This is a genomic window from Paenibacillus mobilis (genome assembly GCF_058267595.1).
Genome location: NZ_JBZCMS010000004.1, coordinates 105,016 through 126,358 on the forward strand (window position 1 = coordinate 105,016; position 21,343 = coordinate 126,358).

Sequence of the window (21,343 nt, forward strand, 5' to 3'; positions counted from 1 at the left end):
ATTTCCGGACAGAGGACTTAAACAGGAAACCGTTCCGAACCGCCGGGCGGTTTTCTGTTTGTTTTTGCCCGAACCTCAAATTTAAGCTGATAAATCCGGGGAGTTGTTATATAGTGGGTTTAAAATACTTAACAAAGAAGGGAACAGCCGTTGAGTTTATTTGTGCGTGAAAAACCCTTTTACCGGACTTTTTTTTATTTAACGATGATTATCGGGCTGCAAAACCTGATTTCCTTCGGGGTTAACTTGTCCGACAACCTGATGATCGGCGGCTACAGCGAGGCTGCGTTGTCAGGAGTAGCGCTCGCCAACCAAATCCAGTTCCTGCTGCAGATGCTTGTTATGGGCACTTGTGAAGGCGTTGTCATTTTGTCCGCCCGGGCCTGGGGAGGCAAGGATATTCAAACCGTCAAGCAGGCTGCGGCCATCGGCATGCGGATTGCGCTGCTGCTGAGCGCCGTGATGTGGGCCATCGTTTTCTTTTTCCCTCATGCCTCATTATCGGTATTCACGGGAGACGAAGCGGTAATCGCCGAGGGAGCCCGGTATTTGCGGATCATTTGTTTTTCGTACCTGTTTTTTGCGGTGACCAATATTCTGCTGGCTTCCCTGCGCAGCGTGGAGACGGTAAAAATCGGATTTGTCGTGTCCATGTCCACGTTGATCATCAATATTTGCCTGAACTATATCCTGATCTACGGCAAGCTTGGGTTTCCGGAGCTCGGCATCCGGGGTTCGGCGATTGCGACCTTAACCGCCCGCATTTTGGAGACAATCATCGTGACGGTGTATATCAAACGGTATGACGCCAAGATTTTGCTTCGCTTCAGGGAACTCCTGACCCTAAATGCCGCTTTGTTCAGGCAGTATTTGAAGGTCGGCTCCCCGATTCTGATGTCCAACACGATCTGGGGGGCGGCGATGGGCGCGCAAACCGCCATCCTGGGACATATGGGAGCTTCGGCGATCGCCGCGAACAGCATCGCGACCACGGTTTTTCAAATCGTGACGGTTATTACCTATGCATCGGCCAGCGCGACTTCGGTGGTGATCGGCAAAACGATCGGCCAGGGCAGGATGGAGCTCGTGAAGCCGTACGCCAAAACGCTCCAGCTGCTGTATGTCATTATCGGGCTCGTTACCGCCGTTCTGCTGTTTGCCGGCAAGGATTACGTGCTCCGGTTCTACAGCATTTCCGGCGATGCGAAAGATCTGGCGCTGCAGTTTATGACGGTGTTATCCGTCACGGTCATCGGGACGGCTTACCAGATGCCGGCTTTGACCGGGATTGTAAGGAGCGGCGGGGATACCAAATTTGTGCTGTATAACGATACGATTTTTATGTGGCTGGTGGTGCTGCCTTCTTCGGCTTTGGCGGCATTTGTCTGGCATTGGTCTCCGCTGGCCGTGTTTATTTGCCTGAAGTCCGACCAGATCCTGAAATGTTTTGTCGCTTTGGTGAAGGTGAACCGTTTCCGGTGGATCCGGACTTTCGGGAAAGCGGCCTGAGCCGAATATGGCTGACGGTCAACCGTCACAACGCGTCCAGCATTGCGGTATATGAGAATAAAGGGTTTAGGAACCGGTGGTGGTCCGGTTTCATCATGCGGCGGCGGTCCAGGGCTTCTTAGGAGTCCGGGGCGCCGTTTTTGCATTTAAGGAGCAAGGAGTGAAAAGAGAAGGGCACTGCTGCCGCTGAGCAGGAACAGCTTTTGCCTCTCCCGCAGCGCAGTGAGGCGGGATTCGATTTTTTTCGAATTACGAAAAGGGAAAGTCGAAGAAACTCGTTTTTTCAGGAACCATCTTTTTTCTTACTGAAAATGGTTATAGAGCAAGGAAATTGGGTATAGAGTACTAACCCTAATTACGTCATCTTGTGATCATCAGCTCTAGGACAAACGGTTTAGAAACCGGGAATTTTAACAAAAAAATTATAGGAATTTCGATTCTAATATCGAATGTAAGCGCTTTTTGGAAGCGGTCAGGCTTGTTATCAATTTCCTTTTTATGTATCATCCAAATAAACCTGATTCCGTTCTTCAAAAAGCGAACTACGGTTTCGTGAAGCGAAAGAATAGGGTGGTGGGATGAAATCCAAGTCAGCATTTGAACACAACACGTGGAGATTTACGCGCTACGGTTCTCTGTCTCTGATATCGCTGGTCTATTTGTTTAATCCTTCAAGCATTCCCTTATGGATCAGGTTAGGAATTATTATTGCGCTTCTGGGAACTGTCCCCGTTACCGTCAGCTTATACCGTCATTACTCCAATAAGCCGGCTGCCATTCAGCTAGCCGTAATCTGCGAGATGGCGTTTATTGTGCTGCTGCTGTTTCCGACCGGAGGAATGGACAGCCCGTTCAAGTGGTATGCTCTAAATCCGCTCATGGTGGCTTCCGAGCTGCTTAGCGCTTGGTTTGCTTGGAGCCTGCTAGTCAGTTATATCGGTGTTCTTGGCACCGTATTTTATATTTTTTTGAATTTAGAGTTAAAAAATGTACCCGACTTCGCCTTTAAAAACTCCGGCTTGATCGCCGCGCTTGTGGTGGTGGTCGTTGCGATGCAGCTCATCGGGAGAGTGCTGCGGGAGCTGGACCGCGCCAACGAGCGGACGGACGAGACGCTGGAGCATATCAAATCGATTTATCATATCGTCGAAACCGCCAGTCACCATGAATTTATGAATATCGGCCAGATCATCGCCGATTGCGTCGTCAAGCTGACGAAACTTCCGAAAGCTTTGTTCTGGTTTGCCCCGAGGCCGGGAGATGTTACTCCCGCCAGCCGTCAAACCGGGTGGAACAAAACGGAGGAAGCCCTCCTGTTCGCCCATATGGAGAAGCATCTGGAGGAGTGGAGGAAAAACGACGAACCTTTTTACAGGGGCATTGAGCATTTCGGCGACTTTTTGTTTATGCCGGTCAGGATGAATACGCGTTTCGTAGGCATGATCGGCGTCAGGCTGGAAGCCATAGACAAAATGGAAGTGAACCGCTGGCTGGCCCAGCAGCTGATTCTGCTGCAGGAGATCAGCTCGATTATTCTGGAGCGCCACGAGCTGACCGTTACGGAGAACCGTTTGATGATCATCAACGAGCAAAACCGGATTGCCGACGAAATGCATGACAGCGTTTCGCAAAGCCTGTTCGGGATCGTTTATGCCGCCCACTCCCTGAAGCAAACCTGGCGACAGTTGCCGGAAGAGAAGCTTGAGGAGCAAATCGATCTCATCAAGGACAGCGCGACGATGGTGGCCAAGGAGCTGCGCAAGACCATTCACAGCTTAAGCTCGAAGAAAAGCGGCGGGCAGAACTGGCTCGGTACCGTCCGTTCCCATCTCAGCACCCTTTCCAGGCTGAACGGCGTGGAAATCGACCTCAAGGTCAGCGGGGATGACTACGGGCTGCCTTATCATTATCAAAAAGCTTTGTTCCGCATCATTTCGGAAGCGACGGGGAATTCAATCCGCCACGGCAAAGCCAAGCTGGTCCGCGTGGAGTTGTCCCTGCGCCCGGAGTGGATCAAGCTGTCCGTCTCGGACAACGGGCTCGGCTTTGATCTGGAAAGCGCAGCGGCCAAGGAGCCGGAAGGCGGGCTGGGCATGCACAACATGAATTATTTAACGAAGTCGCTTGGCGGGGAAATCAACATTTCCAGCGCGGTCGGCTCCGGCACCCAAATTGAATTATGGATACCGGTCGGCGTTCTTGAATACAAATAAAGTTACGCTGAGGAGGCTGCTTAACGATGAAAATCGTCATTGTAGATGACCATCCGCTTGTGAGGAAAGGACTGGCTGCCGTTATATCCATGCAGCCGGACGTCCACTTTGCTGGCGAAGCGACAAACAAGCGTGAAGCTTTAAGCGTTATTGAGAATACAAGTCCTGATTTGGTGCTTTTGGATCTTAAGCTTGCCGAAGAGTCGGGTCTCGACGTCATTGTGGCCGCCAGGCGCATGGGGATCCGCAGCAAGTTTGTCCTGCTGACCTCTTCGGCCAGCCGCGAGGACTTTAAACGGGCCGAAGAGATCCAGGTGGACGGATACGTCATGAAAGAAGCGCTGCCGGAAGAACTGCTGTATGCGATCCATCTGGTACATAAAGGCCGCAAATATTATGATCCCGGTCTGGTGACCAGCCGTCTGCAGGACAATGAGATGAGCCCGGCGGATGAACTGACGCCGAAGGAGAAGGAAGTCCTTATTTCGCTTGGACAAGGCTGCAGCAACCGTGAAATTGCCCAAAGGCTGTTTATCAGCGAATATACGGTCAAGAAGCATGTCAGTCAGATTTTGGCGAAACTTCAGGTGGCGGACCGGACCCAAGCCGCCCTTTATGCCAATTCGATCGGATTGTGCAAATACGAGGCGACAAATTAAACGTATTGGTTTTGACAAAAACAGTGGATTTCCGCCCTGTTCTAAAGCTGCTGAAACGAGCAGCAGCGAAACGGATAAGAAGCGGAATACGAGAGACGCGGATGAGGGCATCCGCGTCTTTTTTATGGGCGCAAACCCGCGTCACTCTAAGGAAACGCTTACATTCACTGCCTGCGTCGAGCGTTTTTTTTGCATGGTACAAAAGTATACTTTTTGCATGTTCACAAGTAGCACCCCCGTTTCCACGAAAGTTAACCCTAAAGTAATCCAAGGAGTCATGTAATTTCACATGTAATTGCTAGAATGAAAACATCAATAAGAGGTAGCGATGATTTGGCGGATGCCGGATCAAGCCGTTTCCAGGGCGGAACGGTTGATAACGGAAAGGGGGATACCGATGGAAAAAACGATTTTGGATTATGTCCATATCATCCAAAAGAAGCTGTGGATCATATTCGTATTCGTATTGATCGCCTGTGCCACCACCTACTATGTTAGCAAGACGTTTGTTACACCGGTTTATGCTGCTTCCGGCCAATTGATCGTCAACTCTATCAATCCTGTCCAGGGCAGCAACAACCTGAACGATCTCAATACGAGTTTGAATCTGGTCCAGAGCTATAAGGAAATCATGGAGTCGCCAAAAATTTTGGGCGAAGTGGTTGCGAATTACCCTCAGCTTGGACTCACGGAGGAAGAACTGGCCAAGAAGCTGGAAGTGAAGGTTTCGGAGAAAAGCCAGGTCATGAACCTGAATGCAACGGATGAAAGCTATACCAGAGCCGCCGAAATCATCAACGCGGTGTCTGCGACTTTCATCAACGATATCCCGACGTTAATGAATCTGAATAACGTAAAGCTGCTCACGGCGGCGGATACCGAAGCTCATCCCGGTCCGGCCAACGGAAGCGTGATGATGAATCTGCTGATCAGCTTTATCGTTTCTTTGATGGTCGCCATCGGCGTCATACTTTTTCTGGAAAGCATCAACAACACGGTGCGTACGGAGAAGGAAACCGAAGAATGGTTTGGCCTGCCGGTTATCGCAAGCGTGCCGATGATGTCGAAGAAGCAGGCCGGTAAATCGTCGGCGCAAATCACCGGAAGAGTGGAGGAACCGTCTTATGCTGCGCTTAAATGACAGCCTAGTGGCCGAACGAAATCCGTCTTCGGCGGCAGCCGAATCCGTCAGGGCGCTTCGGGTATATATCCGCCAGCATCTGCGCGGCGCCGGAGACAACGGCACCGCACTGCTGCTGACTTCCGCAGGTGAAGGGGAAGGCAAAACCGTGCTGGTCTCAAACTTGGCCGTGTCTTTCGCCCAGGAGGGCAAGAAGGTTTGCGTGGTCGACGCTAACCTGAGAAAACCCGCTTTGCATCTGGTTTACGGCCTGAACAACGGAAACGGCCTTTCCGAATATTTGAGGGGCGCCTGCGAAGCCGAAGCGATCGTCCGGCCCAGCTCCATTTCGGATTTGGCCGTCGTTACGGCCGGCGCCGAGCCCTGGAATCCGGCGGAGCTGCTCGGCAGTGAGCGGATGGGCGAGCTGCTGGCCAAGCTGAGGCAGGAATATGATGTCGTGCTGCTGGATTCAGCCGGCGTGCTGAACTGGGCCGACGCCCGCGTGCTGGCTTCTTTAACCGACGGGACGGTGCTCGTCGTCCGGCATGGACGGACGAAACGGGAAGCCGTAAGCAAGGCTAAGCAATATATCGATCAAGCCGGAGCAAACGTGCTCGGGATTGCGATGAATCAGGTCAAATAATTTCAAATCACTTGGGAGGGTACACGATGAAAAAGGTTAAAAAGGCAATCATCCCCGCAGCAGGTCTTGGCACTCGTTTCCTGCCGGCAACCAAAGCGATGCCGAAGGAAATGCTCCCGATCATCAACAAACCGACGATCCAGTATATCGTCGAGGAAGCGATCGAATCCGGCATCGAAGATATCATTATCGTAACCGGTAAAGGCAAACGGGCCATTGAAGACCATTTCGATAATGCCTTCGAACTGGAATCCAGGCTGCTGGAAGACGGCAAGCTTGAGCTGCTGAAGGAGGTTCAACGATCGGCGAAAGTGGAAATCCACTATATCCGCCAGAAAGAACCCAAAGGCCTCGGCCATGCCGTATGGTGCGCCCGCCGTTTTATCGGCGACGAACCTTTTGGCGTGCTGCTCGGAGACGACATCGTGACCGGCCAGAAGCCTTGCCTTAAACAGCTGATCGACCAGTATGAAGAAACGCAAAATTCGGTGATCGGCGTCCAGCAGGTTCCCGATGAGCTGACTCACCGTTACGGCATTATTGAACCCGACTTCCAGCAGGACCGCTTGTACCGCGTAAATAATTTCGTGGAGAAACCGTCTCCGGGTACAGCGCCTTCCAATCTGGCAATTATGGGTCGTTATGTATTTACCCCAAAAATCTTCAAATATCTCGATCTGCAAGAAAAAGGCGTGGGCGGCGAAATCCAGCTGACGGACGCCATCCAAAAGCTAAATCAAAGCGAACGCGTTTACGCTTACGATTTTGAAGGCACCCGTTTTGATGTCGGCGAACGCCTCGGTTATATTTTGACGACGCTGGAATTTGCGATGCAAAGCGAGGATTTGCGTTACCCTGTATTGGATGCCATGGCGGAGTATTTAGAGCGGAACGAACAAAGAACAACCATGATCGGTTGAGAGGAGTTGCGATAAATGAGCATGCCTAAGCCTAACCTTCCCGAAGAAATGGACTATGCCATGCCCACGCAAAACGTTTTTTACAAGAGGTACGAGGAGACTCAAACGATCCCCGGCTCCATGTATCTCTTCATGAAGAGGCTTCTGGATATCATGCTTTCCTGCATCGGGCTGGTGCTGACGGCACCGGTATTCCTGATCGCGGCGATCTGCATCAAAGTGGAGGATCCGGGCGGCAAAGTATTTTTCAAACAGACCCGGATAGGCAAAGACGAACGCCCCTTCGAAATGTACAAATTCAGATCCATGGTCTCGAACGCCGAAGAGCTCAAGAAAGAGCTCATGAAGTACAACGAGGTCAGCGGAGCGATGTTTAAGATGAAAAACGACCCCCGCATTACCCGCACCGGACGGTTTCTCCGCAAAACGAGCATCGACGAGCTTCCCCAGCTCTGGAACGTGCTGCTCGGCAATATGAGCCTTGTTGGTCCGCGGCCGCCGCTTCCCGATGAAGTCGCCCAGTATACCGATTACCACAAGCAGCGTCTGAAGGTCACGCCGGGCTGCACGGGGTATTGGCAGGTCAGCGCCCGCAACAGCGTCGGATTCGAAGAAATGGTGCAGATGGATTTGACCTACATCAAAGAACGCGGTATCTTGCTGGATCTGAAAATTATTATGCTTACCGGCTTTAAGATGATCAATTCCAAAGATGCGTACTAAACGGAAACCTTTAGGAAAGTAGGGTGATCTGATGCCTTACGGGAGCGGGAAACCTGAGCTTTCGATTGTGATCTGCACATACAACCGCGCCGTTTTGCTCCGCAAAACGCTGGAGTCGCTGAAGGATCTTGAAGGCTTGGAGCAGGCTGAGATCATCGTGGTGGACAACCGGTCCACGGACGATACCCGAGAGGTAGTGGGACGTTTCGTGAAACGCGGCATGCTCCCGGCGCCCTGCCATTACGTGTTTGAATCCAGGCAGGGGTTGTCGGCGGCCAGAAATGCCGGGATCGCTGCTGCAAAAGCCGAGGTTATTGCCTTCCTGGATGATGATGCGATTCCGTCGGCCGGCTGGATCGAGGCCATCCTGTCCACGTTTGACGAAAGACCGGAGGTCGATGCCATGGGCGGAAAAATCCATCCGCTGTTCGAAAGCGAACGTCCGGGCTGGCTGTCCGGACCTTTCGAGCTTCCGTACACGATTGTGGACTTGGGAAATTCCGTCAAAGAATATCCCTCTTCCTTGCATCCATATGGAGCAAACATGGCGATGCGCCGCGAGGTTTTTAACAAAGGGCTGTTTCCGCTGGAGTTGGGCCGCAAAGGAAATCTGCTGCTGTCCGGGGAGGAGACCTGGATCTTTGACCAGATCCGCCGCGGCGGCGGCAAAATCGTTTATCATCCCCGGATGGAGGTCGAGCATTTTGTTCCCTCAAGCCGGCTGAACAAGGAATGGATTTTGAAACGTTATTATTTTCAAGGAATATCAAACGGCATGAAGCGGGAAGGACTGGGGTCCACCTGTTTTTTGCTCGGCAAAACGGCCGCCAAAGTATTGTACGTCTCGGTGAGCAAGCTGTTTGCCAGAGATGAAACCGCAAGGCTGCTGAATCAATGCAGAATGGAGAGCATCCGCGGAACTCTGCATACCGTGCTGAGCCGCGGAAGGGAACCGGGCACAGAGTGAGGTGGGAAGTTGGCTATGATCAATGAATGGTGGGCGGCAAGGCGGAATATGTATCCGATAGGCGCCGTGCTGGCCGTCCTGCTGTCGGCCCTGCTGCTTGGAGGAGCCGTGATTTATCAGCCCGGAGCATGCGCCGCCTTGGCGGTTCTGGTCCTCCTGCTGGCTTTTACAATCCGGCATCCGCACCGCATCAGCTATCTGGTTCTGCTGTCGACGGCTTTATCGGTGGATTACCTGTACAGCGGATCGCTGTTCGGCATTGAAATTTTGTCCTTATACAAACTGGCCATTTTGGCGCTGCTTATGCCCTGCATCCTTATATACGGCATTTCGCTGAAATTCGTATACCCGGTGCTGGCGCTGATCGCGATGCTGGGGATCACCTTCTTTTTCTCCACCTGGCTTCCGCTGCTGACCGCTTCCATTGCGGTCAAGTCGTTTATCGGCTTGTCCCTTCCCTTCTTTTTTCTGCTTATCAAGTGGAAAAAGGAAGTGGCCGAGCGGCAGATGAAAATCATTTGCCTGCTCCCTATCGTAAGCGTCAGCGTCGGCGTCATCCTGCAGCTCCTGCACGTGCATCAGCTGCTGGACGTTGAATTCACCGGCGCTATCCGGCTGCAGGGGGCAAACATTCCGCCGCATCTCGCGATGCTTTCGTTTCTGGGAACCGCGATTCCGTTTGTAGAGCTGAAGCGGAACGGGGCAAACCCGAAATTTTTTTATACCGTCATGGCGGTTAATTTCGGGATTCTGATTGCGACAGGAACCCGGGGGCCGATTCTGGCGATGGTTTTTCTGGCGCTTTATTATTTCTACGATTTGGCGCGGGAATATTTGAAGGGCAAAGCCCAGCTGATCATTCCGCTGGCCGGAGCTGCGGTCGTCATTGCCGCAGCGGTAGCGCTGCAGTGGGACAACATGAAGAAACGTTCCTTCGAAAGATCGACGGACGATGCCGTTGACTTGTCGGGACGGTCCGAAGCCTGGGCTTACTTTCTGAAACAGGTGGACGGCCATACGTTGGCCGGGAGGGGGCTGGGCTCCGTAACGGTAGCGAACGACGGCACTTTGTTTTCGGGTTTCGTAGTTCCGCATAACGAATATATCCGGTTTTACGTAGATACCGGTTACGTAGGCGCCGCGCTGCTGTTCCTTTCGCTGTTTATCGTTTTCTGCAAAATCTACAAGGTGCTGCCGGCAGCGATCAGACCTTATTATATCGGGCTGATTGCGGCGTTCCTGATTTATTCCTTTTCTGACAACACGTTGTCTACCGTGCAGTTCATTATTCCGTTCTGCTGGTATTTGAACGGTCTGTACCGCTATTCCAGGCCCGGGTCAAACGATTCCTCTTAAAGAGAAGTGATACGATGAGCCAAGTTAATCTGTTTGATGTCAATTTCAATAACTACGATTTCGCCGATCTGCTGGAGTATATCGATTATTCGATCCAGAACCGGAGGCATTCCTATATCCTGACCTGCAACGTGGATCATTTGATCAAGCTGCAGAAGGATTCGGAGTTTAGAAACGTTTATTCGAAAGCCGGTGCCATCGTCGCCGACGGCATGCCGATTATTTGGGCCTCGCGACTGCTGGGCAGCCCGCTGAAGCAAAAGGTGTCCGGGTCCGATCTCTTTCACCGGCTCGGGAGCGATTTCGAGAAACGGAAATACCGGCTGTTTTTTCTAGGCTCCGCAAACGGGGTGCCGGAGATGGCAAGCCGGAATCTGAAACGCCAGTATCCCGGCATCAACGTGGTCGGCTGTTATTCCCCTTCTTACGGCTTTGAGAAAAATGCGGAAGAAAACGAATATATCGTCCGCATGCTGATCGACACCCAGCCGGATATCGTATTCGTCGGGGTGGGGGCGCCCAAGCAGGAGAAGTGGATTTACCGCAATTATCTGGAATACAGGGCCCCGGTCTCCATCGGCGTAGGCGCAACCTTCGATTTCCTGTCCGGCTCCGTAAAACGGGCCCCGGATTTCATGCAGAAGACGGGCTTTGAATGGTTTTGGCGGCTGGCCCAGGAACCTCGGCGGCTCTGGAAAAGATATCTGATAGACGACTCCCGGTTCGTCGCGCTACTCATGAAGGAATATTTCAAACATGGCAAACGGAGAAGGGAGGAGGCGGATGTGCTGAATTCCGCGGACGATCATGAATAAACCGGCGCGCCTGTTGTGGCTGCCTGCCGGAGTCATGCTGCTGATCTTTCTGTTCTCGTCCCAGTCCTACGAACAGCAGACGATCAAAAAGCCGCTCGCCGAATGGCTGGGAAGCGGCAGCGTCAGCCGCCATCTCTCGGATGTTACCATTCATTACGGTTCCCAGACGGTGGACGGCAAAAAAGAAGGCTCCGCAGCCGTAGCGGAATTTCTGCTCCGCAAATGCGCCCATCTGCTGGAGTACGGCATTCTCGGATTTTGCCTGATCTGGGCCATCCGGACCTTCTTCAGGCCGGGAATGTCCATGGCGGTGTGGCCCACGCTGCTGACCGCCGCGGGTTATGCGTCTCTGGATGAATTTCATCAGATTTTCGTCAAAGACCGAGGACCCCATCCGGAGGATATTTTGCTGGATACGGCGGGTTCCCTGGTCGGGATTTTACTATATGCCAGCTGGGAGAAGCTGAGAACCAAACGGCGGAAGGACAGTCCCGCCGTAAACGGGAGGACATTATGAAACCGACGGATTTCTTTGTACGATTTGCGCAAAGCCGCGGAAAATCTCTTGGGTTCACGGCGGCCGCCGGCGCTGCCTGCATCGTGCTTCCTTTTGCCATCGGTTCGGTCAGCGCGAAGCTGAGTCCCGCGCTCAGCCAGCAGGGTTTGCTGCTGCTGCTCCTGCTGTTTCCGGCCTTCCTGCTTGCTTTAAGCGGCTCGAAATATCTGGTGACCTACGGTCTGTTTGTCTGGGCGATCGGTCCGGAAATCAGAAGGCTATCTGACTGGATAGGCGGTGAATATACCTCTGTTTCCGTGCTCAGCTTGGCGCCGCTCCTGGCCAGTTCGATGACGGTCATTCCGGTTTTGCGGGGCATCCACCTGATGGAGAAACCCGGCAGGAAAGTGCTGCTGTATTTCGGGGTGGCTCTTCTGTACGGAAGTGTAATCGGGCTTGCGAGGAACGGAACAAGTTTTGTTTACGATTTGGCCAACTATGCGATTCCGATGCTGCTGCTTCCTTTTTTTGCGATCAAACGCTTCAGTCCGGAGGAAACGGATAAAATCCTGTCCGGCTACGGCAATATAGCCGTTCTGGTCGCCGTTTACGGCATTATCCAATACCTGGTCGTCCCGCCGTGGGACGCCTTCTGGATGAACCATGTGGAGATGAACTCCATCGGGTTTCCCGAACCGCTTGAAATCCGGGTGTTCTCCACGTTGAATTCGCCGGGTCCGGCGGCAGGGTTTCTGGCCTGCGCGGTGGTCCCTATGGTGCTGGAGAAGAGATGGAGAGGAACCCTCGGCTGGTTAGGCGTGCTTCTGGTCGCTTTTTGCCTGCTGACGACACTGGTGCGCTCCTCCTGGCTAATGATTATCGTCATGCTGCTGGTCTATATCGCTACCTCTTCTTCCAAAAGGAAATGGAGAACGCTGCTTCAGCTGGCGCTGGTTGCGCTCGTCGTAACCTGGGCGCTGCCGAAGCTGCCCGGCGCAGAAGGCCTTACGGCGAGGATGCAGACGCTGGGTTCGATCGAAGAAGACCATTCTTATAACGAGCGGCTTGACCTGCTGAACACGATGCTGCCGATGGTGCTGCACAATCCGGCCGGTCAGGGCATCGGCAGCGTGGGGACCGGAACCAAACTTGGCAATGAGGGCGAGCTCGGGGAATACGGCATTATGGACAACGGTTTTCTGGCTTTGCTGCTTACTTTTGGAGTGGCGGGCGGACTTTGTTTCTTCGGAGCGCTTGGCCTGCTGGTCAGATCGATTATTGCCGCGGTGCTCCGCAAAGGGCCGATGCAGCTTTATGCAAGGCTTTCTTTGGCGGTTTGGGCGGGAGCGGTGGCCAGCTTGTTCTCGGATAACGGATTTCCAGGCATGCGCGGTTATCTGATTTGGATGCTGATCGGCATCGGGCTTGGAGCCCGATCAGCCATGCTGCAGCGAAAGGAGGAGAGCTATGGAGCAGTCCAACGTGAAGTCGTTCCCCGGTAGGAGCCTCTTCAGCACGTTCAGCCGGTTTGCCAGCAGCAAGGCGCACAGCTCGGCGGCGCTCAAAACGATGTTTTTCAGCATTTTTGTTTTGCTCATCAACATGGTGACCGGCGTCCTGACGGCCCGCTTCCTCGGACCGACGGGGCGGGGGGAACAGACGGCCATGGTAAACTGGTCGCAATTTCTGGCTTTCTGCATGACCTTCGGCATTCCCTCCGCTCTCGTGTTTAACGCGAAGAGAAGGGCGGAGCAGACAGGAGGGCTGTATGCGACGGCCCTTTTGATGGGCGTCGGTTTCGGCGGCGTGGCTATGGCGGTTGGCATTCTGGTCCTTCCGATGTGGCTCGACTCCTTTGACCGCGACGTGGTCCTGTTCTCGCAATGGTCGATGATCCTGTGTCCCCTAATCGTGATTTCGCAGATCAACAACGCGATTCTTCAGGTCAGGGACGAGTACAGGCAGTACAACAGGATCCGTTACCTGGTGCCGCTGACCACGCTGCTGATGCTGGTCGTTCTGATCCTCACCGGCACCATGAATGCCCATACGTCGGCCGTGGCTTACCTGCTGCCCGCCGTGCCGTTTTACATCGCCATGACGGTAAGGATGCTCCGCATCTACGGCAGGCAGCTTAAGGTGAGCCTGGACAATTTCAAACGGCTGTTTACTTACGGATTAGGCTCCTACGGCAACGATTTGATGGGGCAGGTTTCCTTATATATCGACCAGATCCTCATTGCGGGCCTGCTGAACCCGTCGGATCTGGGGCTTTACGCGGTAGCGGTCAGCCTGGCGAAAATGGTCAGCGTTTTCTCCAACTCCATTATCGTCGTGTTGTTTCCGAAGGCTAGCAGCCTGAACAAGCAAGAGGCGGTTGATATCACCTTCCGCGCGTTCCGGATCAGCACGGCGGCGACGCTGCTCGCCTCGCTTGCGCTGATGCTGATTGCGCCTTACGTGCTGACCCTGCTGTACGGCGCCGAGTTCAAAGCGGCGCTTACCGTTTTCCGGCTGCTGCTGCTGCAGACGGCGATTGGAGGGGGGACGATGGTTTTGGCCCAGGCCTTTATGGCTCTCGGCAAACCGAAGGTCGTCACGCTGCTTCAAGGGCTGGGCCTGGCGCTAGTCGTACCCTTGCTGTTTCTGGTCGTTCCCCATTTCGGCCTGATAGGAGCCGGATATGCGATGCTGGCTTCGGTACTGATCCGGTTTGTCTTCATTCTGCTTAACTTCAAATACACGTTAAAAATCAAAATCCCACCGCTATGGGTCACCAAAGAAGACATCTTGTGGCTGCGGAGGACGATCCATTCCACACTGCGCAAAAAATCAGTGAACATGTAGAAAGGAGAGGGTACACGCCATGCATCCTATGACCGTTGGTTCTAAGGACAACCGAATTTCAGTCGTCATCATAGCCCAGAATGACGAACAACGCATTCCTGATGCTGTTGCATCATGCCGCTCATTTGCGGATGAAATCGTCGTTGTCGATGGAGGGAGTGAAGACGGCACAGTAGCCACCGCCGAAGCGCTGGGGTGCCGCGTGTATGAGAACGCTTGGCCCGGTTATGCCAAACAGCGGCAATTCGGGGAAAATCAGGCTTCCTATGATTGGATATTTGTCATCGATACGGATGAGGTGGTGGACACCAAGCTGGCCGCTTCCCTGCTGAAACTGAAACCCGGATTGTCCGACCCCACAGCGGCCTATTCGGTATACCGGATCGGGGACTTTCTGGGACGCTGGCTTGATAAGGGAGAGTATCTGGTGCGGCTGTACAACCGCAGCGCATACAAAATCTCGGATTCCCTCGTTCATGAGATGCCTGACGTGGAAACCTCCAAGATCGTAAAGCTGAACGGCGTTTTGTGGCATTACGGCTTCCGCAGCATCAACGACCATGTGAACCGCTTCAACAAATATACGGATCTGGAAGCCCAAACCGCCCTGCGCGGACGCAAGCCCTTTCGGGTCTTCAACCTGCTGTTCCGCCCGCCGGCCCGGTTCGTGCAGAAATATTTCCTGCATGGCCTTTACCGCAAAGGCGTGGCCGGATTTGCCGTGGCCGTCTTTTGGATGATGTATGAATTCCTGGCTTGCTTCAAGCATTACGAGCTGACTTCAGCCCGCAAAAGGCTGGATCAGCATCAGCCTTCCAGAGCGCGGGCGGCGACTGCCGAATCCGAAAAGAAAGGGGAGACGAGTTATGCCGTACAATGAAGGGCTCCGGGAAGGGCTCCGAATCATGACAACCGGCATGAGCTGGCCTACATTTCAGCCCGGAGGACTAAACACCTATTTCAGATCGATCTGCGAGCAGCTTGCGGAGAACAATCGAGTGGAGGCCCTGATCTACAGCGCCGAGAAGCCGCAGGTCCGGGAGGGGCTGGACATCCATCTGGCCGGAGAGCCGGGCATGACGATCTGGAAACGCAAAGACGCCTTCCAGCGGCTGGCCGCCGAAAGGATGAATCAGGGACATGTCGACGTGCTTTATTCTCATTTTGCGCCGTACGGGGTCGGCCCGGCAATCGAAGCCAAGAAACGGGGCATTCCGGTCGTCATGACCTTTCACGGTCCGTGGAACGAAGAGATGAAAATCGAAGGCCGCGGGCTTCAGCACCGCGTCAAAACGACGATCGCAAAAGCGATTGAACGCAAAGCCTACCGGCTGGCGGACCGCTTCATCGTGCTGAGCGAAACGTTCCGCGACATCCTGCACACCCAATACGGGGTGCCGCTGCATAAAATTTCGATCATCCCGGGAGCGGCGGATATCCATCGCTTTACCCCGGCCAGCAACCGGCTGGCCGTCCGCAGGCAGCTGAATCTGCCGGAAGGGGCTACCACGGTGCTTACCGTCCGTCGGCTGGTCAACCGGATGGGGCTGCTTCAGCTGCTGGACGCCTGGAAAAAGGTGACGGCCCAGTTCCCGAACGCGATCCTCCTGATCGGCGGCCGCGGTCCGCTGCGGGCCGAGCTGGAGAGCCGCATCGCCGATTACGGCCTGTCGAGCAAGGTCCGCCTGCTCGGTTATATTCCCGACGAAGAGCTGCCTTCCTATTACCAGGCGGCGGATATGTTCGTCGTGCCGACCCAGGCGCTGGAGGGCTTTGGGCTAATTACGGTCGAAGCGCTGGCGGCGGGATTGCCGGTCATGGCCACGCCGGTGGGCGGCAACCGGGAAATCCTGAGCGCGTTCCGGCCGGAGCTTCTGTTTAAAAGCGCAGACAGCTCCGATATCGCGGACGGCCTGATCCGGATGCTCGATAACCGCCGCCTGCTGCCGGACCGCGAGCAGTGCCGCGGTCATGTGCTGGAGAAATACACCTGGCCTGGCGTAGCCGGGCAGGTGCAGGACTTATTTTACGAAACGCTCGGAAAGGAGGCGGTGTCGGGATGATCAAAGTCGCTTATATCGACCATACCGCCAAATGGAGCGGCGGCGAAGTCGCCTTGTTCAACATCCTGACCAACGTCGGCGAACATGTGGAGCCCCTTGTGATCCTTGCGGAGGAAGGAGCGCTGGCCGACAGGCTGCGGGAACGCGGCATCGATGTCCGGGTTGTGCCGCTGGATGAACGCGTGCGGACAAGAGGACGGAACGCCTTAAGTCCGGGAATTGCCGGAGCGGCGCTGAAGCTGCTCGGTTACGGCAGAAAGCTGGCTCCGCTGCTCAAGGAAGAGAAGGTGGCCTGCGTGCACACCAACTCGCTTAAATCCGCCTTATACGGCACGATAGCCGCCAAAAAAGCCGGCGTTCCGCTGATCTGGCATATCCGGGATCATATCGGCCCGCCTTACCTGAAGCCGGTTGTCGCCAAAGCGATCCGGCTCATGTCGCGGAGCCTGCCGAACGGCGTCATCGCGAACTCCAACTCCACGCTGAACGCGCTGGAGCTGCCGAAGTCCAAGAAGACGCTGGTCGTGTATTCGGCGTTTGCGAAAGCCGTCGGCGAGAAACGCCGCGCCGCCGGATCCGGACCCGGACAGCAGTTCAACGTGCTGCTGGTCGGCCGCCTGGCTCACTGGAAAGGCCAGCACGTGCTGCTGGAAGCGGCCAAGTCGTTTAAGAGCGACCCGCGGGTCAGCTTCTGGCTGGCCGGCGACGCCCTGTTCGGCGAAGAGGCCTATAAGGACCAGCTGCTGGGTGAGATGCAAGCTAACGGTTTGACCAACGTCTCCATGCTCGGGCATGTGGACGACGTCCAGGCCTTGATGGCTTCGGCGGACCTGCTGGTGCACACCTCCATCACGCCGGAGCCTTTTGGCCAGGTTATCGTGGAGGGCATGGCCGCAGGCCTGCCGGTGATCGCCTCCAACGAAGGCGGACCGGTTGAAATCGTGGTTCCGGGCCAGACGGGAATGCTGATCGAGCCGGGCAAGCCGGAGAAGCTTGCGCAGGCGATCCGGTGGATGCTGGAGCATCCGGAGGAGCGCGAGCGGATGGGCCAGAAAGGCATCGAGCGGGTGAAGGAACGTTTTGTCATCGAAAATACGGTCAAGGACATCGTTGAATATTACCAAGGTCTGCTTTCAACAGTTTAACCGACCTTCGGGCTAAAGGATGATTGGGATGAAAATGGCAATTGCTCACGATTACCTGATACAGATGGGCGGGGCGGAAAGAGTGGTGGAGGTGCTCCACGACATGTACCCGGATGCGCCGATCTTCACCACCGTTTCTCACGACAGCCGTCTGCCGGACTCGCTGAAAAACGCGGACATCCGGACGACCTGGCTGCAGAACATTCCGGGCGTGAAGACGAACTTTAAAAAGATGCTGCCTCTCTACCCGCTGGCGATCCGCAATTTCGACTTTCGGGGTTATGACATTGTCCTCAGCTCCAGCAGCGCTTTTATCAAAAGCATTCAGGTGCCCAAAGGGACCTTTCACCTTTGCTACTGTCATACGCCGATGAGGTTTGCCTGGGATTACGACACCTACATGGAGCGCGAGAGCCAGCCGGGCATGGTGAAGAAACTGCTGAAGGTGTACATCCAGCAGCTTAAATCGTGGGATCAGCGGACTTCTTCCCACGTCAACCAGTTTGTGGCGAACTCTTCGGTCGTGCAGCGCCGCATCCAGAACTACTATCAGCGCGATGCCGAAGTGATTTTTCCGCCGATCAATACCTCCCGGTTTCAGAAATCGGCCGAGGTGGAGGACTATTACCTCATCGTCTCGCGGCTGGTGTCCTACAAGCGGATCGATTTGGCCGTCGAAGCTTTTAACCAAAGCGGTCTGCCGCTGTACATCGTCGGCGACGGACCCGACCGCAAGCGTCTGGCCGATATGGCGAAAGGGAATATCAAGTTTCTCGGCCGTCTGGGCGACGCCCAGGTCAACAAGCTGATGTCGAAGTGCCGGGCGTTCATTTTTCCGGGGGAGGAAGATTTCGGCATCACGCCGCTGGAAGCGAATGCCGCAGGGCGTCCGGTCATCGCTTACCAGGCGGGAGGAGCGCTCGACACGATCGTGCCCTACGTGAACGGCGTTTTTTTCCGGAACCAGAAGGTGGATGATCTGCTCGCGGCGGTGGCCGAGGTGGAAAGACATGCCTGGGACGCCGACCAGATCATGGGCCATGCGAAGAAATTCGACGAGGATACGTTCAAAGAGCAGTTTAAGCAATACGTGGAACAGGCTTATGTAAACTTTTTAAAGGGAGGAAGCGGATCATGAAGTTGGCAGTCATTGGAACCGGTTATGTAGGGCTTGTCTCGGGAGTATGTTTTGCTTCGAAAGGAAATGAGGTCGTTTGCGTAGACCTGGATCAAAGCAAGATCGACAAGCTGAACCGCCTGCAGTCCCCTATTTATGAGCCGGGCATCGAACAGCTGATGGAGGAAAATGTCCGCGAGGGACGTTTATCCTTCACATCCGACTTCCAAGAGGCCGTCCGCCGCTCCGAGCTGATCATTCTGGCGGTCGGCACGCCTTCGCTGCCGGGCGGCGAAGCCAACCTGCAGTATATCGAGCGGGCGGCCGCCGATATCGGAGAAGCCATGAACGGTTACAAAATCATCGTGACCAAAAGCACCGTACCGGTGGGCACCAACGAGAAAATCCGCCAGGTAATCGCCGCCCATACCTCCTTTACGTTTGATGTGGCTTCCGTCCCCGAATTCCTGCGCGAAGGCACGGCGATCCAGGATACGCTGAAGCCGGACCGCGTCGTGATCGGTCTTGACAACCCCGAGCTCGAAGGGACGCTTACGGAACTTCACAGATCTTATACGGACAACATTTTTGTGACCGATATCCGCAGCGCGGAGATGATCAAATATGCTTCCAACGCTTTCCTGGCGACAAAGATTTCTTTTATCAACGAAATTGCCAACATATGCGAAAAGGTAGGCGCGGATGTCACGGAGGTTGCCAAAGGCATGGGCAGCGACCAGCGCATCGGCTCCTCTTTCCTGCGTGCGGGCATCGGTTACGGCGGTTCCTGTTTCCCGAAGGATACCAAAGCGCTGATCCAGATTGCCGGCAACGTGGATTACGAATTCAAGCTGCTGAAGTCCGTGGTGGAAGTTAATACGGGCCAGCGTTATAACGTCATCGCCAAGCTGAAGGAGACGCTCGAAACGCTTAAAGGCGCACGCATCGGCATTTGGGGCGTATCCTTCAAGCCGGATACCGACGACATCCGGGACGCTCCGGCGCTGGAGATCGTCGAAACGCTGATCCGAGAAGGCGCGGTCGTCAAGCTGTACGATCCGATTGCGCTGGACAATTTCCGGCAGCAGTTCGACCATCCGGGGCTGCATTGGTGCAGCTCAGCCGAAGAGGCGGCAGGAGGCTGCGATGCGGTTTGCCTGCTGACCGATTGGAACGAGTTCAAGGAGATCAACCTGCATAAGCTGGCCCTCTTGATGAGGCAGCCGGTCCTGATCGACGGACGGAACGTTTACGGACGTGATCAAATCGAAGGCACCGGACTGGAGTATATCTCCGTCGGCAGACCGCAAATGGGCGCTTATTCCGAATATCCCCGCAAAATTGCGGAGGTTCTGTAAAGGGGTGGATGACAATGAAACTGGTACTTCTCTCAGGCGGTTCAGGAAAAAGATTGTGGCCTCTCTCGAACGACTCCAGATCCAAGCAGTTCCTCAAGGTGCTTCATGACCCGGACGGACGCCCGGAATCGATGGTGCAGCGCGTCTGGCGCCAGCTCGGCCAGGTCCGTCTGGCGGATTCGGCTTATCTGGCCACCGGCCGGGCGCAGGTGGAAATGATCCAAAGCCAGCTCGGCCAGGAAGTGCCGATCATTGTGGAGCCGGAACGCCGGGACACGTTCCCGGCCATTGCGCTCACCGCGGCGTACCTTTATTCGGTTGAAGAGGTTTCTCCGGACACGGCCGTCGCCATATTGCCGGTGGATCCTTATGTGGAGGATGCTTTTTTCCATACCGTATCCAGTCTGGAGGAAACGCTGGAGCAGAGCGGCGCCAATCTGGCGCTGATCGGCGTAGTGCCGAACCACGCCTCCGAGAAATACGGATACATTATTCCGGCGGAATGCGGGGAAAAGGATGCGTTTAAGCCGGTCGGCCGTTTTCAAGAGAAACCGGAGGAGCATGTGGCCAAGGCGCTTATCGAACAGGGGGCGCTCTGGAACTGCGGCGTGTTTGCTTTCCGCCTCGGGTATCTGCTGGATATTTTGCGGGCCAAAGGGCTGCCGCTGCAATACGAGGAGCTGCAAAGGCAATATAAGCTGCTGGCGAAGATCAGCTTTGATTACGAGGTCGTGGAGAAGGAGCAGGATATCGTTGTCGTGCCCTATGACGGCTATTGGAAAGACCTGGGCACCTGGAATACGCTGACGGAGGAAATGGCCAACCCGCAGCTTGGAAAAGGCACGATGACCGTCGATTCCAGCAGCAGCTGCCTGATCAACGAGCTGGATATCCCGGTCGCCGTGATCGGCGCTCCGGATTTGATCATTGCCGCAAGCCCCGACGGCATTCTGGTGACCCAGAAGGATGCCTCCCCGCGGGTTAAGGAGGTCCTCAAGTCTTTCGAGCAGCGGCCGATGTACGAGGAACGCCGCTGGGGACATTACCGCGTGGTGGATTATATCCAATACGATGACGGCAGCAAGGTGCTGACCAAACGGATTTTTATTCATGCGGGCCGGAATATCAGCTACCAGCTGCATAACAAACGCTGCGAAGTGTGGACGCTGGTCAGCGGCCAGGCGAAGGTGATCCTGAACGAGAAAATGCATGATGTCCGCGCAGGCGACGTCGTGCGGATTCCCGAAGGAACAAAACACAGCATTCTGGCCGTGACGGATGTTGAATTTATCGAGGTTCAAACCGGGCCTGAGCTGGTTGAGGAAGATAATATCCGAATTTGCATGGATTGGGAGGACATTGTCCTGCACCAATTTATTTCCTGATCGT

At 54.7% G+C, this 21,343-nt stretch carries 19 protein-coding genes; all 19 read left to right on the top strand.

The features are described from left to right. Positions 1-150 precede the first annotated feature (150 nt). The 19 genes from AC3ZPD_RS09095 to AC3ZPD_RS09185 all read left to right on the top strand — a co-directional run bounded on the left by AC3ZPD_RS09095 (position 151) and on the right by AC3ZPD_RS09185 (position 21,339). Positions 151-1,509 (top strand): MATE family efflux transporter, encoded by a 1,359-nt coding sequence (locus tag AC3ZPD_RS09095; protein ID WP_490983977.1) that lies wholly within the window; start codon positions 151-153, stop codon positions 1,507-1,509. A gap of 578 nt (positions 1,510-2,087) precedes the next feature. Then, entirely contained in the window at positions 2,088-3,722 is a 1,635-nt protein-coding gene (locus tag AC3ZPD_RS09100; protein WP_490983978.1) for a sensor histidine kinase, read from the top strand. Between the two features lie 26 nt (positions 3,723-3,748). Then, the gene (locus AC3ZPD_RS09105) at positions 3,749-4,381 is read left to right on the top strand and encodes a response regulator (RefSeq protein WP_490983979.1); all 633 of its coding nucleotides are present in this window, start codon (positions 3,749-3,751) and stop codon (positions 4,379-4,381) included. Positions 4,382-4,778: 397 nt separating this feature from the next. Continuing rightward, the gene (locus AC3ZPD_RS09110) at positions 4,779-5,522 is read left to right on the top strand and encodes a YveK family protein (RefSeq protein WP_490983980.1); all 744 of its coding nucleotides are present in this window, start codon (positions 4,779-4,781) and stop codon (positions 5,520-5,522) included. Further along, on the top strand, positions 5,506-6,147 hold the full coding sequence (locus AC3ZPD_RS09115) for a CpsD/CapB family tyrosine-protein kinase (protein WP_490983981.1): 642 nt from the start codon (positions 5,506-5,508) through the stop codon (positions 6,145-6,147). Before AC3ZPD_RS09110 ends, AC3ZPD_RS09115 begins: the two co-directional genes overlap by 17 nt. Before the next feature lie 26 nt (positions 6,148-6,173). Continuing rightward, complete coding sequence (gene galU, locus AC3ZPD_RS09120) at positions 6,174-7,067, top strand: UTP--glucose-1-phosphate uridylyltransferase GalU (protein WP_490983982.1); 894 nt, start codon at positions 6,174-6,176, stop codon at positions 7,065-7,067. A 21-nt stretch (positions 7,068-7,088) separates the two neighbouring features. Next, positions 7,089-7,790 carry a sugar transferase gene (locus tag AC3ZPD_RS09125; RefSeq protein ID WP_490984296.1) on the top strand — a complete coding sequence of 234 codons (702 nt, stop codon included), beginning with the start codon at positions 7,089-7,091 and terminating at the stop codon, positions 7,788-7,790. A gap of 31 nt (positions 7,791-7,821) precedes the next feature. After that, positions 7,822-8,757, top strand: coding sequence for a glycosyltransferase (locus AC3ZPD_RS09130; protein WP_490983983.1), 936 nt, complete (start codon positions 7,822-7,824; stop codon positions 8,755-8,757). A 15-nt stretch (positions 8,758-8,772) separates the two neighbouring features. Next, positions 8,773-10,113: an O-antigen ligase family protein gene (locus AC3ZPD_RS09135; protein WP_490983984.1), complete on the top strand. Its 1,341-nt coding sequence runs from the start codon at positions 8,773-8,775 to the stop codon at positions 10,111-10,113. A gap of 14 nt (positions 10,114-10,127) precedes the next feature. Then, positions 10,128-10,928, top strand: a complete 801-nt coding sequence (locus tag AC3ZPD_RS09140) for a WecB/TagA/CpsF family glycosyltransferase (protein WP_490983985.1) — start codon at positions 10,128-10,130, stop codon at positions 10,926-10,928. Beyond that, the gene (locus AC3ZPD_RS09145) at positions 10,921-11,445 is read left to right on the top strand and encodes a VanZ family protein (RefSeq protein ID WP_490983986.1); all 525 of its coding nucleotides are present in this window, start codon (positions 10,921-10,923) and stop codon (positions 11,443-11,445) included. The genes AC3ZPD_RS09140 and AC3ZPD_RS09145 overlap by 8 nt, the downstream gene beginning before the upstream one ends. Then, positions 11,442-12,926: an O-antigen ligase family protein gene (locus AC3ZPD_RS09150; RefSeq protein ID WP_490983987.1), complete on the top strand. Its 1,485-nt coding sequence runs from the start codon at positions 11,442-11,444 to the stop codon at positions 12,924-12,926. The genes AC3ZPD_RS09145 and AC3ZPD_RS09150 overlap by 4 nt, the downstream gene beginning before the upstream one ends. After that, positions 12,892-14,271 carry a lipopolysaccharide biosynthesis protein gene (locus tag AC3ZPD_RS09155; RefSeq protein WP_490983988.1) on the top strand — a complete coding sequence of 460 codons (1,380 nt, stop codon included), beginning with the start codon at positions 12,892-12,894 and terminating at the stop codon, positions 14,269-14,271. Before AC3ZPD_RS09150 ends, AC3ZPD_RS09155 begins: the two co-directional genes overlap by 35 nt. 19 nt (positions 14,272-14,290) lie before the next feature. Then, positions 14,291-15,151, top strand: coding sequence for a glycosyltransferase family 2 protein (locus tag AC3ZPD_RS09160; RefSeq protein ID WP_490983989.1), 861 nt, complete (start codon positions 14,291-14,293; stop codon positions 15,149-15,151). Then, positions 15,138-16,334: a glycosyltransferase family 4 protein gene (locus tag AC3ZPD_RS09165; protein ID WP_490983990.1), complete on the top strand. Its 1,197-nt coding sequence runs from the start codon at positions 15,138-15,140 to the stop codon at positions 16,332-16,334. The genes AC3ZPD_RS09160 and AC3ZPD_RS09165 overlap by 14 nt, the downstream gene beginning before the upstream one ends. After that, positions 16,331-17,479, top strand: coding sequence for a glycosyltransferase family 4 protein (locus AC3ZPD_RS09170; RefSeq protein WP_490983991.1), 1,149 nt, complete (start codon positions 16,331-16,333; stop codon positions 17,477-17,479). The genes AC3ZPD_RS09165 and AC3ZPD_RS09170 overlap by 4 nt, the downstream gene beginning before the upstream one ends. Before the next feature lie 28 nt (positions 17,480-17,507). Further along, the gene (locus AC3ZPD_RS09175) at positions 17,508-18,617 is read left to right on the top strand and encodes a glycosyltransferase (protein WP_490983992.1); all 1,110 of its coding nucleotides are present in this window, start codon (positions 17,508-17,510) and stop codon (positions 18,615-18,617) included. Further along, positions 18,614-19,954: a UDP-glucose dehydrogenase family protein gene (locus AC3ZPD_RS09180; RefSeq protein ID WP_490983993.1), complete on the top strand. Its 1,341-nt coding sequence runs from the start codon at positions 18,614-18,616 to the stop codon at positions 19,952-19,954. Before AC3ZPD_RS09175 ends, AC3ZPD_RS09180 begins: the two co-directional genes overlap by 4 nt. A gap of 14 nt (positions 19,955-19,968) precedes the next feature. Next, the gene (locus AC3ZPD_RS09185) at positions 19,969-21,339 is read left to right on the top strand and encodes a sugar phosphate nucleotidyltransferase (protein WP_490983994.1); all 1,371 of its coding nucleotides are present in this window, start codon (positions 19,969-19,971) and stop codon (positions 21,337-21,339) included. Positions 21,340-21,343 lie beyond the last annotated feature (4 nt).

What these genes read in the sequence shown, in the direction of transcription:
- AC3ZPD_RS09140 (WP_490983985.1), top strand. Translation starts at nt 10,128, where the DNA reads ATGAGCCAAGTTAATCTGTTTGATGTCAATTTCAATAACTACGATTTC.
- AC3ZPD_RS09130 (WP_490983983.1), top strand. Translation starts at nt 7,822, where the DNA reads ATGCCTTACGGGAGCGGGAAACCTGAGCTTTCGATTGTGATCTGCACA.
- AC3ZPD_RS09150 (WP_490983987.1), top strand. Translation starts at nt 11,442, where the DNA reads ATGAAACCGACGGATTTCTTTGTACGATTTGCGCAAAGCCGCGGAAAA.
- AC3ZPD_RS09175 (WP_490983992.1), top strand. Translation starts at nt 17,508, where the DNA reads ATGAAAATGGCAATTGCTCACGATTACCTGATACAGATGGGCGGGGCG.
- AC3ZPD_RS09155 (WP_490983988.1), top strand. Translation starts at nt 12,892, where the DNA reads ATGGAGCAGTCCAACGTGAAGTCGTTCCCCGGTAGGAGCCTCTTCAGC.
- AC3ZPD_RS09160 (WP_490983989.1), top strand. Translation starts at nt 14,291, where the DNA reads ATGCATCCTATGACCGTTGGTTCTAAGGACAACCGAATTTCAGTCGTC.
- AC3ZPD_RS09145 (WP_490983986.1), top strand. Translation starts at nt 10,921, where the DNA reads ATGAATAAACCGGCGCGCCTGTTGTGGCTGCCTGCCGGAGTCATGCTG.
- AC3ZPD_RS09115 (WP_490983981.1), top strand. Translation starts at nt 5,506, where the DNA reads ATGCTGCGCTTAAATGACAGCCTAGTGGCCGAACGAAATCCGTCTTCG.
- AC3ZPD_RS09125 (WP_490984296.1), top strand. Translation starts at nt 7,089, where the DNA reads ATGCCTAAGCCTAACCTTCCCGAAGAAATGGACTATGCCATGCCCACG.
- galU (WP_490983982.1), top strand. Translation starts at nt 6,174, where the DNA reads ATGAAAAAGGTTAAAAAGGCAATCATCCCCGCAGCAGGTCTTGGCACT.
- AC3ZPD_RS09105 (WP_490983979.1), top strand. Translation starts at nt 3,749, where the DNA reads ATGAAAATCGTCATTGTAGATGACCATCCGCTTGTGAGGAAAGGACTG.
- AC3ZPD_RS09170 (WP_490983991.1), top strand. Translation starts at nt 16,331, where the DNA reads ATGATCAAAGTCGCTTATATCGACCATACCGCCAAATGGAGCGGCGGC.
- AC3ZPD_RS09180 (WP_490983993.1), top strand. Translation starts at nt 18,614, where the DNA reads ATGAAGTTGGCAGTCATTGGAACCGGTTATGTAGGGCTTGTCTCGGGA.
- AC3ZPD_RS09135 (WP_490983984.1), top strand. Translation starts at nt 8,773, where the DNA reads ATGATCAATGAATGGTGGGCGGCAAGGCGGAATATGTATCCGATAGGC.
- AC3ZPD_RS09165 (WP_490983990.1), top strand. Translation starts at nt 15,138, where the DNA reads ATGCCGTACAATGAAGGGCTCCGGGAAGGGCTCCGAATCATGACAACC.
- AC3ZPD_RS09110 (WP_490983980.1), top strand. Translation starts at nt 4,779, where the DNA reads ATGGAAAAAACGATTTTGGATTATGTCCATATCATCCAAAAGAAGCTG.
- AC3ZPD_RS09100 (WP_490983978.1), top strand. Translation starts at nt 2,088, where the DNA reads ATGAAATCCAAGTCAGCATTTGAACACAACACGTGGAGATTTACGCGC.
- AC3ZPD_RS09185 (WP_490983994.1), top strand. Translation starts at nt 19,969, where the DNA reads ATGAAACTGGTACTTCTCTCAGGCGGTTCAGGAAAAAGATTGTGGCCT.